We start from the raw sequence: 17,452 nt of genomic DNA on the forward strand, positions 1-17,452 counted from the left end.
TGAAAGCCCCCCCCCCCCCGCAAGATGATGGTACTGGGGAATTGCAAATGCTGTGCAAACTCAGGAAATAGAATTGGCAAGGAAGGTTTGACTAAAAAAAGCAGCACCCAAAGGTGCTGCTTAAGTTACCACTTTCCAAGGGGGAATCGATGTCAATATCAACCATGATTCGGTATCAAACGGCGATCACGGTTAATTTTACTCTAGTAGATCGTACTCAGTGCATCCTCAATATCCACCGCCAGTGATGATGCAAAATGAGGATAGCGGCGATTGGTAAGCACTACGATAACGATATCCAGATCGGGAACAATCGTTATGTAACTCGATACACCCAAGGCCCCACCATCTTTTACTGCTTTCAGGTAATTGTTGCCATCTTTATTCGTGAACGTTCCCACATTCCAACCGTAGTTGTAGCTGCCATTATCTCCTGCAGTGCCAGCACTACCGGGTGTTGGGTCACTCCACATGACATCCATGGATGCTTTGCTAATTATCTCTTCATTCGCCAACTTCATACCAAAGCGCAACAGATCGTAGGTACTCGCCTCAAGCCCCCCCCCCAAGGTTTTCCAGGTAATGTCATTTCGTGCAGATTCGACATTTTGTGCTGGTGGCTCGTTTGAATCCTTATCGGCATCTGTATAAATTTTTACGCGGTTTTGAACAGCCTGATTCCTGAACTCCTGACGCAACGTCGGAACCGCATATGGAATTGTAATTTCGTCTTTAACGATATCAAATATATTTTTCAATTCGACTTGTTCAAGTACAGCCCCCAACACCGTATAGCCATGCGTACTATACTCGTATTCGCCAACCCGATTGTTAAGAGGTTCAGAAATTATGAATTGAGAAGCATTCCATGCCGAATCAAAATTGGCATTGAACCCAGGGTTATCCGTATCGGAACCAAATTGTCCATAAGTTCCAATACCACTGCGATTCGCAACCAGTTGCCCCACGGTATAGTCGTGCCCCTCAGGCAATGAATTCAACCAATCCCATTTGGCAAAATCGTCCAGATTAAAATTACCGTTATGTTTTTCCACCAGTTTCATTGTCAAAACGCCGCCAATCGCTTTTGACACTGACGCCAAGCGGTATACCGAATCAGCGTGAGCAGCCACCTGATTTGCGATATCTGCTTCACCTACGCCGCGTAGATATTTGATTTCACCGCCTACAGCAATACCAACGCTGACGCTTGGAATGTTCCAGCTTTGCCAAAAATCAACAGCCAGATCATCTACCTGCGACTTTAGTTCCCAATTTGGACGATCTGAATTCTGACGCCAAATTCCAGCGTATTTAAAGCCATTTTCATCAACATACGGCATGAAATTTACCAATCTGTAACCAGCATCCTTCATGCGGTTCCATTTGTTGGAAAATTGTTGACTATTGAGTGATACCGCGCTCTCCCAATAACGACCATTTAGATTTTCTACCCAAATGCTGGTGTAGTATCTGTTTTGACCTTTCATGTATATTTCTAGATCTTGAAGTCGATAGTCACCCTTCAATACATTAAAGTCGGCAACATAATTTTCATAGGCTTGCTCAGGCTTAAATCTCCAGCTTAGATTGGCGACGTTTTTCCTCCACACCATAGAGTAGTACCGCTTTCCATCTACTATATAGCTTTCATAATCAACAGGGATAAATGTTTGCTTGTACTGTGCAAACTTGGTGTTGAATTCTGCTGCCAGCACATCATGATAGGAAACCGACTCCAGATTTTCTGTATTCTCTATCCATATTCCAGAATAAGTCGGGATTCCATTGGCAACATGGACCTCCTGATCAATCATCCGACCACTGTTGTTTTTGTAATATTCCACTTTTGCATTGAAACCATTCGCACTTAAATCAAAATAGGCCTGCCAATCTCTTCCATCGTCATTTTTCCTGAAAACGGCGGAGTACCGCTTTTCGTTATTCAGCATATAAATCTCGACATCTTGCATCCGATAGCCAGCCTGACGATAGAATTCCACCTTGTCGACAAACGCTGATTTACTGAGATCCCTTATCGATGCCCACCCTATTTCATTCGGGTCATCGGCATCGACAAAATGATTTTGCTTTGGACTAATTGTTAATCCACCACCTAATTGCTCATCAATAACAACATCAAGTTGCCCTAATGAATCGGCTGGACCGCTGTTTTTATCGCCTTTTGGCTCAAAATGAAGCTCGCCCTCATGACAACCCGACAAAAGAACTGAGATCATCATAACCAGGAGAAACGAATATTTTTTCATAGCTCTATCCTTGGATAGTGTGGGCCTGTTCGGCGAATATTGCCCATTCACAACCACATAGTACATATGAAATATCGAATATGACGTTTGTCATAGATCAAAGGTCTAGTACATTAGTATTAATCCCATGCATTTTTTACAATACCCTTAATCTATTTTTGGCATGAAGAGATGATGGCTCTGAGGTTAAATTTGTTAATTTATTTCGGTGTCTTTTTTTCTGATGAATCCAGTGATATTCCTCACCCTTGTTCCTATGAAATCAATACATACGTCTACGACAGTAAACACCCTATTTACGAATATTGGTTACTGATCTGCTTAATACTGTTAGGCTTTAACTTTAAGCCCGTTGCCGCCCCTTATCCGGTTGTAACTTGATTATTACGCCACACAGGGAGCGCCATGACACACTTGCAAAATTTACTGAATGAGATCAACGAGCTGCAAGAACGGGTCTCCGAGGAGATCAGCCGCGAAGCGGAGAAGCTCGGCTACAGCGTCCATAATGGCCGGGTTCAGTTTGAGGAACAAATCAAGCACCGCCATCACCAGATGGCCATGAGCCTGCGCAGTTATCTGGCCACGTCACGCTGGCTGGTCATTTTCACTGCCCCCATCGTTTATAGTCTGCTATTGCCCATGTTGTTGCTTGACCTTGGCGTCAGCATCTATCAGCGGCTTTGCTTTCCGCTGTATCGCATTCCCCGCGTAACACGCCGCGACTATTTTATTTACGACCGGCAGCAATTAAAATATCTGAACCTGATCGAGCGCATCCACTTCTCATACTGCAGCTATGGCAACGGCCTGCTTGGTTACGCTACCGAGATTGCCGCCCGCACCGAACAATACTGGTGCCCGATCAAACACGCCAAACGCAACAAAACACCGCATTCACGTTATTACCATTTTTTGTCTTACGGTGACGCCGAAGATTACGAAAATAAACTCCAGGCGCTGAGAAAAAAGTTTGATGATTGCTAAGGTGTAGCGACGCTCGACAACTTTGGCATTCCCTGCCAAACAGGCTTTAGCTGTCAATCCGCCACCAACGTACGTGTTTGGTTATTGCTCAGATTAGAAACAGTCTCAATTCAGCATAATTTACACAGTTACCCTTTAAATTGCTCTGTACTTGGACGCTGGAATAGCAGAAGTGTGACAAGTTTCTCTGTTGCAGGTGTCGGTATGAAAATTCAGTCATCTCAAGTGCAGCTCTCCGCCCGGCATGAACACAGCCAAACACATGAAGTTAGAGAAAATCTTCGGCTGTGGCGTACCGAAACCACAACCGCACCAGACACAGTTGCCATCTCCGATCGAGCCAAGGAGCTGCAACAGAAGGACGAGAGTGAAAAGCTCAATCCGGTCCGCGTAAAATACCAATCCCTGATTCGTTTTGTGGAAGCGCTGACAGGAAAGAAAATGAAGTTTATTGACCCGACGTCGGAAACGACAGAGAGCAGCGCCAGGTCCAGTAGCGTTGGCATGAGTTATGAGCGCACCGAGACCTATCAGGAACAGGAAAGTGTGCAATTCACCGCCGCCGCCATTATCAAAACAGCCGATGGCAAACAGATCACCGTTGATCTCGAATTGAATATGTCCAGGTCGTTGGTTGAGACGACAGGAATTCGATTGGACATGGGTAACGCTCGACAAAAAGATCCGCTCGTCATCAATTTTGACGGCAACTCAGCCGGCCTAACCGACGCGAAGTTCCGCTTTGATATTGATGCCGATGGCGAAGCAGATCAAATATCGCGACTGCGTGAAGGCAGCGGCTATCTCGCCCTCGATGCCAATGCTGATGGTGTAATCAATCACGGTCGTGAGTTGTTTGGTGCGATCAGCGGCGATGGTTTTGCCGACCTTGGAAAGTATGATCAAGACCGTAATCTCTGGATAGATGAAAATGACGACATTTATCACAAGCTGCGCATCTGGACGCAAGATGAAAATGGCAACGATCAGTTAATGGCGCTGGGTGAAAAGAATATTGGCGCTATTTTCCTCGGCAAAGTCAGTTCCCCGTTCCAGTTGCGCGATGCCAGCCAGACGGTGACGCACGGTGAGATTGCCAGCACCGGCATTTATCTAAACGAAGATGGCACTGCCGGAACAGTGCAGCAGATATTTGTTGCGGTGTGATTTTTTTTGCAGCCCGGATTTCGTCATCAATTCGTTCGGTCTACTTGCTATCCGATTCCACATGCGCCCGATTACGCTACGCTAATCGGACCTACATAACCTGAGCAAAGCAGTTTTAAATTTGCCAAACCTCATTCCCAGCCAGCTGGATTCCAACCCCAAGCCTCCTTATCAGCTTGAATAATGAGCCGAATAGATCTACTATTAGACTCACAACATGAGCCGAATACCTCATCTAAACGGCTCACAGGAGCTGATCGCATGACCTCAAAACAGGCCAGTTGGATCTGGCAACACGCACAATGGCCCCACTTTGTCTGGCAGGACGATGCAATTCAGCCATTACTGCGTGCCGTGCGACTAAAACAAGGCATCCTGCTGGGCAGGACCTGTGTGCTAAATGATGATGCCGACGCACAGCCCGTTCTGGATACGCTGCTGCAAAACATCATCACCTCCTCCGCCATTGAGGGCGAGCAGCTAAATATTGAATCGATACGCTCTTCACTGGCCAAGCGACTCGGGCTGAAAACAACACCTGGCTACCCCACCTCCAACCGCTCCGAAGGGCTGGCGGAAATGATGCTTGATGCGGTTGGTAACCTGGAGTCATCACTGACGCTGGCTCGACTGTTTCAATGGCATTGCTGGTTGTTTCCCGAGGGTGCATTTTCGCTTCACCCTGTTCATGCTGGAGAACTAAGGGGGGACGAGCCCATGCAGGTCGTGTCCGGTCGCTTTGATCGTCCAACCATTCATTTTGAAGCGCCGCCTCGTGACGTACTCGACACCGAACTCAGCACTTTTATAGATTGGTTTAACGGAAGCCGGTCGGAACCGAAACTTGATCCGCTGTTGCGCGCCGCCATCTGCCACTTATGGCTGATTACCTTACATCCCTTTGATGATGGCAATGGCCGCATCACGCGGGCCTTAACCGATATGGCGCTGGCGCAAGCAGACCAACAAAGCATTCGCCTGTATGCCATGTCTGCTGCGATTCTGGAAAAACGCCAAGCCTACTATCGCATTCTGGAACAAAGCCAACGCGGTGACGTTGATGTCACTGCATGGTTAGTTTGGTTTCTGGAAACGCTGAAATGTGCGCTGCAAAACTCACTCGACAAAATTGAACTGACCTTGGCAAAAACGCGCTTCTGGCAACGCCATCACGATACCGTGCTGTCGAAGGAACAGATAAAAGTGCTAAACCGTTTGCTGGATGGAGGAGAAAAAGGCTTGCAACAGGGAATCAGTGCGTCGCAATACCAAACAGTCGCCAAAGTTAGCAAGGCCACCGCCACACGTCATCTCGGCGAACTACTCGAAAAAGGGTGCATCGATAAACTGCCCGGCGGAGGACGCAGCACACGTTATCAGATAAGGCACAAACTCGAGTGAACGATTGAGATACAGCCCGCTTGGGGGATGGTGTGATCGTGACCCGACCCCAAGAGTGGACGATTGGATTTAGAAAAAAAGCGGGAACAGTAGAAATCCCCGGGGATTCCCCGGAACGCCCCCCGGGGAGCCCTCGAGGGAAGTGAATTGGAATACTTCGACGGTTCCGGCCCCGTCCCGGCCCCGGAGGCAAATTCCCCGGCCCCGAGCTATTTCGCCCCCGGAACCATCCCGGCAACTAATGAGCTATTCCCCGGGGAATATCCCGGAACATTTTCGGGTGATGATAGTGATTATCTACGGGAGAAAATGACGGCCCCAGGGTTTTCTCCCCCTTGGAGTTCTGTCAATAACTGTACGAAATAATCCTCGATACGCAGTCACATAGATAAAAAGAGATAGAAATATTAGAAGCGATTACTGTGCTTTAACAACCCCCCACTATAAAAACACATATAACCTATTGTTTTTTAACCATTATCAGCAAAGAGAGTAACTTTTTTCATCTAACATTTGAATATATTGCCAATTTGTCCGATAATATTATTGCTGTTGTATGAACGGAGCCGGAAACGGCGCAACAGTACCGCCCACAAGGGTTGACGCCGAAGAGCGCGATACTCAAAGGTTCCGATTAAATCTTGTTCTAAAAAGCGTCTATCCTTAGGCGCTTTTTTATCTGCGGTGAACTTTTATTGGCTTATTGTGCATGATATTAAAAGCCGCAATGCCAAACCGTATTTTACCCGCCTTTGGTGCACTACCATAAGTTCTGTAGTAGGCCGAACTTACATATAAATTTAAGTCCACTCCTTGAGCACTTGCTTTAGTAAGGGTAAAAAATATTTCGTATTCCCCAGCACTTCCGTCCCCCTTCGGAATCCGTAAAAAGTTTCTCTTGCCCGTACTATATACATAGCCTTGATCTAATCCTTTAATAGCGCCAGGAAGAGAATGAGACCATTCATAACGATTAAAACAAAACGTACGAATCTCCTTGTTATCAGAATACGCTAAATCCTCACTATGCTCTTCTCTTAACCCCTTAGTAAAAGTATGCAAGGAATAGGTAACTTGAATTCGATAAACTGCATCATTTTTTCCTTGTTTAACCTGACAGAACGTCCACAATTCGGGGTGCAAATGCCCAAGACTATACACCTCCCCCTTATATTCAAATGGCTGCCAATAAATCATTACACCATCTCACCACCCGCCCAGCGGGAATCTCACTCCAATGCAACCATTAAGAAGCTTTCTTTAACCCTGGGTTATTATCTTCAGGAAGAATTAGCTGCTCACTATACACCATCACCTCAGACCCCTTACTAGGTTGAGCAGCATGATAATTAAGAGAATACGTGGCGCGCCGGCTTTCCCTATAAAATTCGTGGATTTGGGGTGTGTTGTCATATGACACCATCCAGGGGTGTTTTATCTTGTTCTGAACCAACTGGGCAATAAGAGCATGATCCTTATGCCCATAATGATTATCGTATAACTCTTGCCCCTTTACGTAATAAGGAGGATCAAGATAAATAAGAGATTTCTTTGGCAAAACAGGAATTACATTTTTTATAAGATCTGAGGCATCAAGATTATATATAGATATTCTATCTTTATAGTCTGCAATCCGCTCAATTCTATCAATCAGCCCATCTTTATTGAATCTTGCATCGATTTTCCATGGCCCATCTTGATTTTTCCCTCCGATTACACCACCACTAATAATTCCCGACCTGTTCACTCTATTCAGAAAAAATAAAGCAAAACCCAACTCAAATAGCGAATGTTCACCAGGGTGATTGATTATTTTTTTTTGCCTATTCCATACGTTTATCGTAACGCGACAATTCTTTATCCTCCGACAAAGAGATTCCGTATCATTTAACACACAATGCCAGAATGAATACAGAGGATAATTTAGATCATTCAAGTGGATATGCGTAACATATTCGTCCATCAAAAGATCAAGGGCAATTCCAGCACCTCCTGCATATGGCTCCATATAATGCCCATCACACAAATTATTCAGTTCAAATATTTCCTTTATATAACTAGATAATTTCGCCTTACCTCCCGGATAGCGCAAAGGAGTATTATATCTGCCCATCAATCTTCCTCATTCACGATTTCATTCTAAATATACACATATAACAGTTCACACTATCAACCATAACTAGGCTCAGTTAGAACTACTATCATCAACTCTTCAATAGCTTCCCAGAATGCACGCAACTTATCCTCTGTAGGATGAAGCCTTCTATTGTGTATATAATTATCTAAAGTATCGATTGAAAAAATCTCATTCTTATCAAGCAATTTATTTATAGCTTTCCTAGACCCGGCCCCCAATTCAATATCCTTATCTTCATTCAAAATATACTTAATCATATCCTTTAACGTTGGCGCCCAATCTTTACTCTTCCCTTTACCATTTAACACCTCTTCTATCTTTCGAGTTTTCTCAAGATAATGAGAAATTGACATTTCAAGGATCACCCTAAACATAACAGCAGAAGTATTTGGCTGATCGGCAACACTTATTTTTTTCATTTCAGAAAAAATATCAACAATCCTTTTATTATTTACCTGACACTTTATATATGAAGGTAATAAGGACTTACTTTTCCTTGAAACTTTAGAAACAACCTTCTTTTTTTCAGGGCTAGGAGCTGGTAACTTTTCTTCTTCACCAGAAAGAAGATCATCTCCTGTAAATACTCCTTTACTCTTTAAATCAGGCAGATCACTACTGGCAAACTCACCAATATATCGTTTTACTCCATCATCATCATTTACCGTCCTTGAAGTTTCCTTACCAAGCGCGACATCCGAAACTATCTTGGAAAAGCCTTTTTTAAACTCATCAGAAGAGATATTTCCCTTTAATTTTTTATCCTCATCAAATTCAATTCCCAGAATCTTCTGAATATCTCGATGGGTGTACAAGCGTTCAAGAGTAGTAACATTAAACCTTCGGGGATCAGTTACAATATCCAATATCTCTTCAGGCAAATCCAATTTACATGCAACACTATACATCTCATAGCGTTGGAGAAACTCTTTGATATCACCTTTTGGAACAGAATACTCCTCTGATATATCAGAAATAGTTTTACCGGACTTTATCAATTGCACATAGAATTTTGCTTGCATCACAGGGCTCCAGCCCTTCACCTGAGAGCTAGTGTGCTTATTCATAATCAGAGGGGCTGCTGCTTCACGGGACAACGCAACCAGCACAACAACTTTAATTACATTTGGAGATCGATCAGATAAGATCGAGAACTTTTTTCTAAATTTATCTGGGGCCAGATCAGGATTATGTAGTAATTTCAGGGCAGCTAGCCGACGATTTCCTTCGACAACTATTTTCTTCCCATCTTCTTCAACAACAATTAATGACTCAATTGGATAATAGCCTTTATCTGCAATATCTTTTGCAAGTTCGTATACACTCTCATGCAATATTAGCTCTTCAATAAGCTTACGCTGTGACAGCCCTCCTTCAGCCTCTGGTAACCGTGGATTAAAAGCATCCAACTTCAAATTGGTTATCTTTAACTCCCTGCTTTTCCATTTACTATAGTCGACGACTGACAAAATAAATCTCCCTGTGGACAACCAAGCTACTCGCGATTACTACAAAAAAGAACAATGCGTTCCTGCTTATCATCTTGAATTCGACTGATTAAACAATAAGCAACAATAGGGAAAAGAGAACAAGCTGAATTCACTTCCGCTTACAAACTTTGAATATCCCAAATAAGCACATATAAACAATGCCTAATCTATCAAAGAACATAAGCGTTGTTATAGTAGAAACAGCTTTAATAGTTAGAAAAAACCTCCAACCATAAGAATCATGCTCAAAAACGATACTATTTGAGACAAGCGGCTTAAATAACAAAGCTGCCTACTAAGAATAGGGAAGTCAATGGCCACGAAAATCTGTGCTCGAAGCGTCTACTATATGTCTACTATGAATTTTTTCGGAGGATTTAAACGCTGAGTTAAGAAATATAATTCAGCGATAACTCATTGATTTTAAATGGTGCCCGGGGCCGGAATCGAACCGGCACGGCCGTTACCAGCCGAGGGATTTTAAGTCCCTTGCGTCTACCTATTTCGCCACCCGGGCAAACACAGTGTGCAAAGATCAAGAATGGAGGCTGAGCCCGGAGTCGAACCGAGGTCCACGGATTTGCAATCCGCTGCATGGCCACTCTGCCACTCAGCCTTGGGCGCTAGTATACCGATTCAGGGCGATCTTGTCTCCCCCTCGGAACCGCTTCATTTTCTTGAGAAAACATTCGTTCCCCAAACAAAAAGGCCTCGGATAACCGAGGCCTTCGCGAATTTGGAGCGGGAAACGAGACTCGAACTCGCGACCCCAACCTTGGCAAGGTTGTGCTCTACCAACTGAGCTATTCCCGCTGAATGTGGGCGCCATTTTACTGAGATTCGCCTAGCTGTCAACACCTCGAAACAGAATTTTCAGCTAAGTGATTCAGTTTGATCGAGTTTTCATCAACAGCGGCCAGGCGGCCTTCAAGTACACCAACATCGACCACAAGGTGAGGATCGCCGCGACGTACAACAGCGCCATACCGATCATGTGTACCGGCAGGCCAAGCAGGTCATCACGGTACAGCAACAGCAGCAGCGCCACCATCTGCACCGTGGTTTTGATCTTGCCCATGCCCGATACCGCCACCGCCGCACGCGCGCCGATTTCGGCCATCCATTCACGCAGCGAGGACACGGCAATCTCCCGGCCCACGATCACGCAGGCAGGAGCGGCAAAGGTCGCGGTCGGGTTGGCCTGCACCAACAGGATCAGCGCCACGGCAACCATGAGCTTGTCGGCCACCGGGTCCAGAAACGCGCCAAAGGCGGTGGTCTGTTTCCACTTGCGCGCCAAATAGCCATCCAGCCAGTCGGTAAAACCGGCCAACATGAACAGCAAGGCGCTGACTTCGTTCGCCCAGCTCACCGGCAGATAAAACACGATGACAAAAATGGGGATGAGAGCGATACGACCCCAGGTCAGATAATTTGGAATACTGTGCATGCTAAACAATCAATCAGAGTGAAAATGTTGGTAAATCTTTTCTGCCAGCGCCGCGCTAATGCCTTTAACGGCGGCCAAGTCTTCGATCCCTGCGCTTTGTATTCCCTGCAGGCCACCGAACTGTCGCAGCAGTTGCTGGCGGCGTTTGGGACCCAATCCTTCAATATCTTCCAGTGCGGAGCGGCCTCGGGCCTTGCCGCGCTTGGCGCGGTGACCCTGTATCGCAAAGCGATGAGCCTCGTCCCTGATTTGCTGGATAAGGTGCAGGGCCAGCGAATCAGCCGGCAGTATAAACGGCTGCTCCACCCCGGACAAGAACAGGGTTTCCATTCCGGGCTTGCGCTCTACCCCTTTGGCCACACCGATCAGCAGAATGTCGTGCAATTGCAGCTCGGCCAGCACCGCCTCGGCCTGCGCCAGTTGGCCCTTGCCGCCGTCGATCAGTACGATGTCGGGCTGCTTGCCCTCGCCTTCCACCAACCGACGAAACCGCCGCGACAAAGCCTGGTGCATGGCGGCGTAATCGTCACCGCCGGTAATGCCGTCGATGTTGAAGCGCCGGTAATCGGATTTGAGCATGCCGCTGTGGTCAGCCACCACGCACGAGGCCACCGTGGCTTCGCCCATGGTGTGACTGATGTCAAAGCATTCGATGCGCTGCGGCACCTGTTCCAGTTTCAGCGCATCGGCCAGGGCCTCAAACCGCGCATGCACGTTGGCTTTGTCGGCCATGTGGACTTGCAGTGCGGCATCTGCGTTGGTCTGCGCGATTTTTAACCAACGGGCGCGCTCACCACGACAGCGGTCGCTGATTTGTACTTTGCGGCCGCTTTGCTCACTGAGCACCTGCGCCAGCACCTCGGATTCCTGCGGCAGGACGTTGACCAGTATTTCAGCCGGCACGGTGCGGGCGCCGGATTTGCCGATGTAGTATTGCGAAATAAAGGCTTCGAGCATTTCTTCCACGCTGACCTGTTCGCTGTGGCTGGGGAAAAACGTTTTGTTGCCCAGATTCTGTCCCTGGCGAATGAAAAACACCTGCACACAACCCAGCGCACCTTTTGTGACGGCAGCAATCACATCCAGATCGCCTTTTTCGCCGGTGATATATTGACGTTCCTGCACCTTGCGCAGCGCTGCGATTTGATCGCGAAACACCGCAGCTTTTTCAAACTCCATCACTTCGGCAGCCTGATCCATTTTGCCGGCGAGCTCGTCTATCACTTGCGAATTTTTTCCTTCCAGAAACAACATCGCATGCCGCACGTCTTCAGCGTATTTTTCTGCGTCAATGTAACCCACACACGGCGCAGTACAGCGTTTGATTTGATATTGCAGACAGGGGCGTGAACGATTGCGAAAATAACTGTCTTCGCACTGGCGCACCGGAAACAGTTTCTGCAGCAGATTTAAACTTTCGCGCACCGCACCGGCGCTGGGATACGGACCAAAGTAACGGCCTTTTTCCTTGCGCGCGCCGCGATAATAGGCCAGACGCGGAAACTGTTGCGAGGTGGAAAGAAAAATATACGGGTAACTTTTGTCATCGCGAAACAACACGTTGTACTGCGGCTTGAGCGTTTTGATCAGATTATTTTCCAGGATCAACGCTTCGTTTTCGGTGTGCGTCAAGGTTACTTCAACGCCGCGAATCCGCGCCACCATCGCTCGTGTTTTTGGCGTTTGATCGCCGCGATTAAAATAGCTGCTGACGCGTTTTTTTAGATTACGCGCCTTGCCGACATAAATGACCTTGCCCGCCTCGTTGAGCATGCGATACACGCCGGGCGAGCTGGTCAGATTTTTTAGAAATTCCTTGGCATCAAAGCCGCTGGGCTCATCCGATGATTCCAATGATGGCTCAGTATCGTCCATGGATCAGCCCAGAATTTGTTTGGCGTGATGAAAAACGTCGCGGAACATTTTTTCCGTCAACCGTTTGGTTTGAGTGTTGTAGCGACTGCAGTGATAGGAATCAATCAAGGTCATGCCATTGGGTAAACGATGCGCAACATTGTGGGCAAATTTGGCAAAACCCTGTTTTTGACCCAGGGCTTTGAGCACTGCGTTGTGCGCAATCGAGCCCAGCGCCACCACCACACTGCCTGCAGGCATGCTGGCAATTTCGTCTGTCAGATAGGTATTGCACTGATTGATTTCGCTGCCGATGGGTTTGTTTTGCGGCGGTAAACATTTCACCGCATTGGTGATGCGGCAATTGATCAATTCAAAACCATCGCCCAGGGCAATCGATTCGGGTTTGTTGGCAAATCCAAAATCGAACAAAGTCTGATACAACAACACGCCAGCATAATCACCGGTGAATGGTCGACCTGTGCGATTGGCACCGTGCATACCGGGCGCAAGCCCAACGATCATTAATTGCGCATCGGCAGGGCCGTAGGGTGGCACCGGCTTGGCGAAATAATCAGGATTTTCGGCCTTGACCGTGTCAAGAAAACTGGCAAGACGGGGACATTGGCGACAACTGGTCTTAAATGGGGGCATCGGTATTCCGCTTTGGCGACAAAAACAAAACGGCCATCTCACAATGGGATGACCGTTGGCAATCATAGCAAAATCCCGCTTACGGGGTAATCAGCACACCTTATTTGCTGACCACCACCTGGTTGCGACCACCTTCTTTGGCCTGATACAGCGCTGCATCTGCCGCGTTGTATAAATCCTTGGCGGTCAGTTTGTCACGTATCTGCACCAGGCCGCAGCTGAAGCTGGAGAAAAACACCTGGCCTTCTCCGCCTTGTTGGGCGATTTTGTTAAAATCTTCGCGAATCTGGTTCATGATGCGCTCGGCATTTTCGATGTCGGTATCCAGTAGCAAAATCGCAAACTCCTCACCACCGTAGCGTCCAATGGCGTCAGTGCGACGCAGCCGCTGCTGAAGTATCCGCGACAGACTTTTAATCACACGATCGCCAGTGCTGTGGCCATAGGTATCGTTGACGCTTTTGAATTTATCGATGTCGACCATGCCAACCACCAGCGCTGAAGCATTACGGTGCGCACGATCAACCTCGTGTTCCAGTTTCTCTTTAATGGCCGAGTGATTCAGCAATCCAGTCAAACCATCGCGGACCATCAGCGAACGCAGCTTGCGCGACCGCTCAACCCGGTTGGAAACCGTTGCCACCAGACGATGCGGATCAATCGGTTTGGTTAAAAAATCGTCGCCGCCCACGCCCATGGCTGTCAGCTGCACGTCAACATTGGCTTCGGACGACAAATATACGATCGGAATTCCCAGGTAATTGTCCAACTGCCGAATGACGCCAGCCAGCTCCTGACCATTGCATCCGGGCATGTATAAATCCATCAATAACAAATCAGGATTGTGCTCATCCAACGCTGGGAGCATTTGATCCGGGTCAGTGACAATGGATACGTGCATTCCTGCATCTTCGAGAATTTTTTGTTCAAAACGGGCGATGGACAGTGAGTCATCGACGATCAACACACGATATGGGTCTCGTACTTCCCGGCGAGTGCATTTGTCCAAGCGATCGACCAGGGAACTGATATTCACCGGCTTTAGAAAATAGCCGCTGGCACCTGCGCGCACTGCACGCAAACGATAGGAAAAAGCATCTCGCGACGACATGAACACATATGGCACGTTGATTTTTTTAAAACGATCAAGATTGTTGAGGACGTATTCGGTGCTTTCACCATCAGGCAATTCGACGTCCATCAAAATCACGTCGGGTACAGATTCGTTCAGCGCTTGTTCCAACTGACCGATGGCGGAAAAGTGTTTGACCTGGTAACCGTAGGGTTCGAGCAATAACGCTATGGTTTGTGCAAGAATCTGGTCGTCTTCCAACAAAAAAGCAGTGAGTATTTGAGCAGGATCAGCGCTGACTTCTGCAGCAGGCTGCGCTATTTCTGGCTCGTCATAGACATAAGTTACCTTAAGACCCGCACCCACCAAACCATCTCCTCAGATTCATACATCGCTATCCATCTGCCATCGACGCTGTTTGTTCCATTTCAGCGAACATCGCACGCATCAAGACTTCCATCTTGGCATGTTGCGCGTATGGATAATTAGCAAGATGGGCCTGTTTATCCACTTTCATCAGTATTTCAACTTCACGCGCCCGCTGCCCAAGCGCATCAAACCCGAAACTTGGCGCCGCACCCGCCAAACTATGCACCAGACGATACAACTCAAACGCAGATGCAGGATCGCTCTCTTGACGACTACAAAGCTGCCATTGCTCGTCAATCTGCACCTGCCGCTCACGCAAACTGCGACAAAAGCTTTCTTTCAACAGCTGAACCTTGGCGTCCAACACCATTCGCCGCCGCATATCCATCACTATCTCCTTACTTCCGGTCGTTATCCAAGCAAACCACGTTGTCGGACGGTAGGTACCCTTTCTCAACTCTAAATGTATATTATTTCGTTTCAGAAAGTTAGAAAGTCGGTCACGGAGTAAAGTGTCGTCGGTTCCCGTAGTTTTACGGCATTGTCATTCCATTCAATTACCTTCATTATACTGCGCATACTTTTCAGGTAATTTCAGGAGACTGCCATTCATGACGGACAACATTGACTCCATTTTGCACGAAGACCGCTCGTTTTCCCCGTCCCCGAGTTTTGCCAGCCAGGCCACTATCAATCACGACAAATTGCTGCAACTTCACGCCCAGGCCAAGGCAGATCACCAAGGTTTCTGGGCAGAACATGCCCGCCAGGAAATGAGCTGGCACAAGCCCTTCACTACCGTTCTAGACAGCAGCCGCGCACCGCACTATGCCTGGTTTACCGATGGCAAAATCAATGTGTCGTACAACTGCCTGGATCGCCATTTGACCACCCTGGGTGACAAAACCGCGATTATTTTTGAAGGTGAACCCGGCGATACCCGCCACATCAGCTATCGTCAACTGCATAAGCTGGTTTGCGAATTCGCCAATGCCCTGAAGTCCAATAGGGTTAAAAAAGGCGACCGGGTGGTTATCTACATGCCACACGTCGCCGAAGCCGTGGTCGCCATGCAGGCCTGCGCCCGTATCGGGGCGATTCACTCCGTAGTATTTGGCGGATTTTCTGCCGAATCACTGAAGGACCGCATTGAAGACGCCGGTGCCAAAATGCTGATCACCGCCGATGGAGGTCATCGCGGCGGCAAGGTGGTGGAGCTCAAGGCCGCCGCCGACAAGGCCCTGGCCGCCGGCTGCCCCAGCATCGAAAAAGTCATCGTACTGCAACGCAGCAAAAACCCGGTCAGCATGAAAGCCGGCCGCGATGTATGGTGGCATGATGCCATCGCCGGCCAGGCCGACCAATGCGAACCCGAGTGGGTGGAAAGCGAGCATCCGCTGTTTTTGCTCTACACCTCTGGCTCTACCGGCAAGCCCAAGGGCATACAACACAGCTCCGCTGGCTATTTGCTGGGTGCCATTGTGACCATGCGCTGGGTGTTCGACATCAAACCCAACGACATTTTCTGGTGTACCGCCGACGTGGGCTGGATCACTGGCCACTCCTACGTGGCCTATGGACCGCTGGCCACCGGCAGCACCATCGTCATTTACGAAGGCGCGCCGACGGTTCCCGACTATGGCCGTTTCTGGAAAATGATCCAGGCACACAAGGCGACCATTTTCTACACCGCCCCCACCGCCATTCGCGCATTGATGAAGCAGGGCGATGCCTTCCCCAATGCCTATGACTTGTCCAGCCTGCGTCTGCTGGGCACTGTGGGGGAACCGATCAATCCCGAAGCCTGGATGTGGTATCACCGCGTCATCGGCCATGAAAACTGCCCCATCGTCGACACCTGGTGGCAAACCGAAACCGGTTCGCACGCCATCGCGCCCGTTCCCGGCGCGCTGGCCGCCAAGCCTGGCTCCTGCACCTGGCCGCTGCCCGGCATTGATGCCGACGTGGTCGACAATGATGGCAACCCCATCACCGAACCCAATCAGGGTGGTTTCCTGGTCATCAAAAAACCCTGGCCATCCATGCTGCGCACGGTATGGGGCGATGACAAACGCTACATCAAAACCTATTGGGGTGAATTTGGTGGGCGCTACTATCTGGCCGGTGATTCGGCGCGCAAAGATGCCGACGGATATTTCTGGATCATGGGTCGGGTGGACGACGTGCTGAACGTGTCTGGCCATCGCCTGGGCACCATGGAAGTGGAATCGGCGCTGGTGGCTCATCCTCGGGTTGCCGAGGCAGCGGTGGTAGGTCGCCCCGATGACATCAAGGGCGAAGCGATTTTTGCCTATGTGGTGCTGCGCGGCGAGCGTCCCGCCGGCGGGGTTGATGAAAAACTCACCAAGGAATTGCGCAATTGGGTGGCTGAACAAATCGGCCCTATCGCCAAGCCCGATGACATTCGCTACGCCGACAACCTGCCCAAGACCCGCTCCGGCAAAATCATGCGCCGACTGCTGCGCACCATTGCCAAGGGCGAGCCCATCACCCAGGACACTTCGACCCTGGAAAATGAGGCGATTCTGGACCAGCTGCAAGGCAAGTTATAAAAACCTTGGCCCCAAAAACAAACAGCCC

13 protein-coding genes and 3 tRNA genes are annotated in these 17,452 nt (G+C 48.4%); 4 read left to right on the forward strand and 12 right to left on the reverse strand.

What is annotated here, in order from left to right; translation table 11 throughout:
- Positions 1-203: 203 nt before the first annotated feature.
- The gene (locus OEW58_12310) at positions 204-2,270 is read right to left on the reverse strand and encodes a serine hydrolase (protein MDH5302135.1); all 2,067 of its coding nucleotides are present in this window, start codon (positions 2,268-2,270) and stop codon (positions 204-206) included.
- A 405-nt stretch (positions 2,271-2,675) separates the two neighbouring features.
- On the opposite strand from OEW58_12310, the gene OEW58_12315 reads away from it, so the two are divergent.
- The 3 genes from OEW58_12315 to OEW58_12325 all read left to right on the forward strand — a co-directional run bounded on the left by OEW58_12315 (position 2,676) and on the right by OEW58_12325 (position 5,825).
- A complete protein-coding gene (locus OEW58_12315) occupies positions 2,676-3,257 on the forward strand; it encodes a hypothetical protein (protein MDH5302136.1) in 582 nt (193 codons plus the stop codon).
- A 204-nt stretch (positions 3,258-3,461) separates the two neighbouring features.
- Positions 3,462-4,424 carry a hypothetical protein gene (locus tag OEW58_12320; GenBank protein MDH5302137.1) on the forward strand — a complete coding sequence of 321 codons (963 nt, stop codon included), beginning with the start codon at positions 3,462-3,464 and terminating at the stop codon, positions 4,422-4,424.
- A 261-nt stretch (positions 4,425-4,685) separates the two neighbouring features.
- On the forward strand, positions 4,686-5,825 hold the full coding sequence (locus OEW58_12325) for a Fic family protein (protein MDH5302138.1): 1,140 nt from the start codon (positions 4,686-4,688) through the stop codon (positions 5,823-5,825).
- A gap of 675 nt (positions 5,826-6,500) precedes the next feature.
- On the opposite strand, the gene OEW58_12330 is transcribed toward OEW58_12325, so the two are convergent.
- The 11 genes from OEW58_12330 to OEW58_12380 all read right to left on the reverse strand — a co-directional run bounded on the left by OEW58_12330 (position 6,501) and on the right by OEW58_12380 (position 15,239).
- A complete protein-coding gene (locus tag OEW58_12330) occupies positions 6,501-7,022 on the reverse strand; it encodes a hypothetical protein (GenBank protein MDH5302139.1) in 522 nt (173 codons plus the stop codon).
- A 49-nt stretch (positions 7,023-7,071) separates the two neighbouring features.
- The gene (locus tag OEW58_12335; GenBank protein ID MDH5302140.1) at positions 7,072-7,938 is read right to left on the reverse strand and encodes a DNA adenine methylase; all 867 of its coding nucleotides are present in this window, start codon (positions 7,936-7,938) and stop codon (positions 7,072-7,074) included.
- A gap of 56 nt (positions 7,939-7,994) precedes the next feature.
- Entirely contained in the window at positions 7,995-9,431 is a 1,437-nt protein-coding gene (locus tag OEW58_12340) for a hypothetical protein (GenBank protein MDH5302141.1), read from the reverse strand.
- Between the two features lie 449 nt (positions 9,432-9,880).
- Positions 9,881-9,969 (reverse strand) — tRNA-Leu (locus OEW58_12345).
- Between the two features lie 25 nt (positions 9,970-9,994).
- Positions 9,995-10,068, reverse strand: a tRNA-Cys gene (locus OEW58_12350).
- Between the two features lie 121 nt (positions 10,069-10,189).
- Positions 10,190-10,265, reverse strand: a tRNA-Gly gene (locus OEW58_12355).
- A gap of 73 nt (positions 10,266-10,338) precedes the next feature.
- Entirely contained in the window at positions 10,339-10,902 is a 564-nt protein-coding gene (gene pgsA, locus OEW58_12360; protein MDH5302142.1) for a CDP-diacylglycerol--glycerol-3-phosphate 3-phosphatidyltransferase, read from the reverse strand.
- 9 nt (positions 10,903-10,911) lie between these two features.
- Positions 10,912-12,777, reverse strand: coding sequence for an excinuclease ABC subunit UvrC (gene uvrC / locus OEW58_12365; protein MDH5302143.1), 1,866 nt, complete (start codon positions 12,775-12,777; stop codon positions 10,912-10,914).
- A 3-nt stretch (positions 12,778-12,780) separates the two neighbouring features.
- Complete coding sequence (locus OEW58_12370) at positions 12,781-13,410, reverse strand: uracil-DNA glycosylase (protein MDH5302144.1); 630 nt, start codon at positions 13,408-13,410, stop codon at positions 12,781-12,783.
- Positions 13,411-13,510: 100 nt separating this feature from the next.
- Positions 13,511-14,848 (reverse strand): diguanylate cyclase, encoded by a 1,338-nt coding sequence (locus tag OEW58_12375; protein MDH5302145.1) that lies wholly within the window; start codon positions 14,846-14,848, stop codon positions 13,511-13,513.
- A gap of 28 nt (positions 14,849-14,876) precedes the next feature.
- Positions 14,877-15,239 carry an Hpt domain-containing protein gene (locus OEW58_12380; GenBank protein MDH5302146.1) on the reverse strand — a complete coding sequence of 121 codons (363 nt, stop codon included), beginning with the start codon at positions 15,237-15,239 and terminating at the stop codon, positions 14,877-14,879.
- Positions 15,240-15,462: 223 nt separating this feature from the next.
- Here OEW58_12380 and acs point away from each other — a divergent pair, with 223 nt between their 5' ends.
- The gene (gene acs / locus OEW58_12385; protein MDH5302147.1) at positions 15,463-17,424 is read left to right on the forward strand and encodes an acetate--CoA ligase; all 1,962 of its coding nucleotides are present in this window, start codon (positions 15,463-15,465) and stop codon (positions 17,422-17,424) included.
- Positions 17,425-17,452: the final 28 nt, after the last annotated feature.

It is taken from the genome of Gammaproteobacteria bacterium (assembly GCA_029884425.1).
Lineage (GTDB): Bacteria > Pseudomonadota > Gammaproteobacteria > S012-40 > S012-40 > JAOUHV01.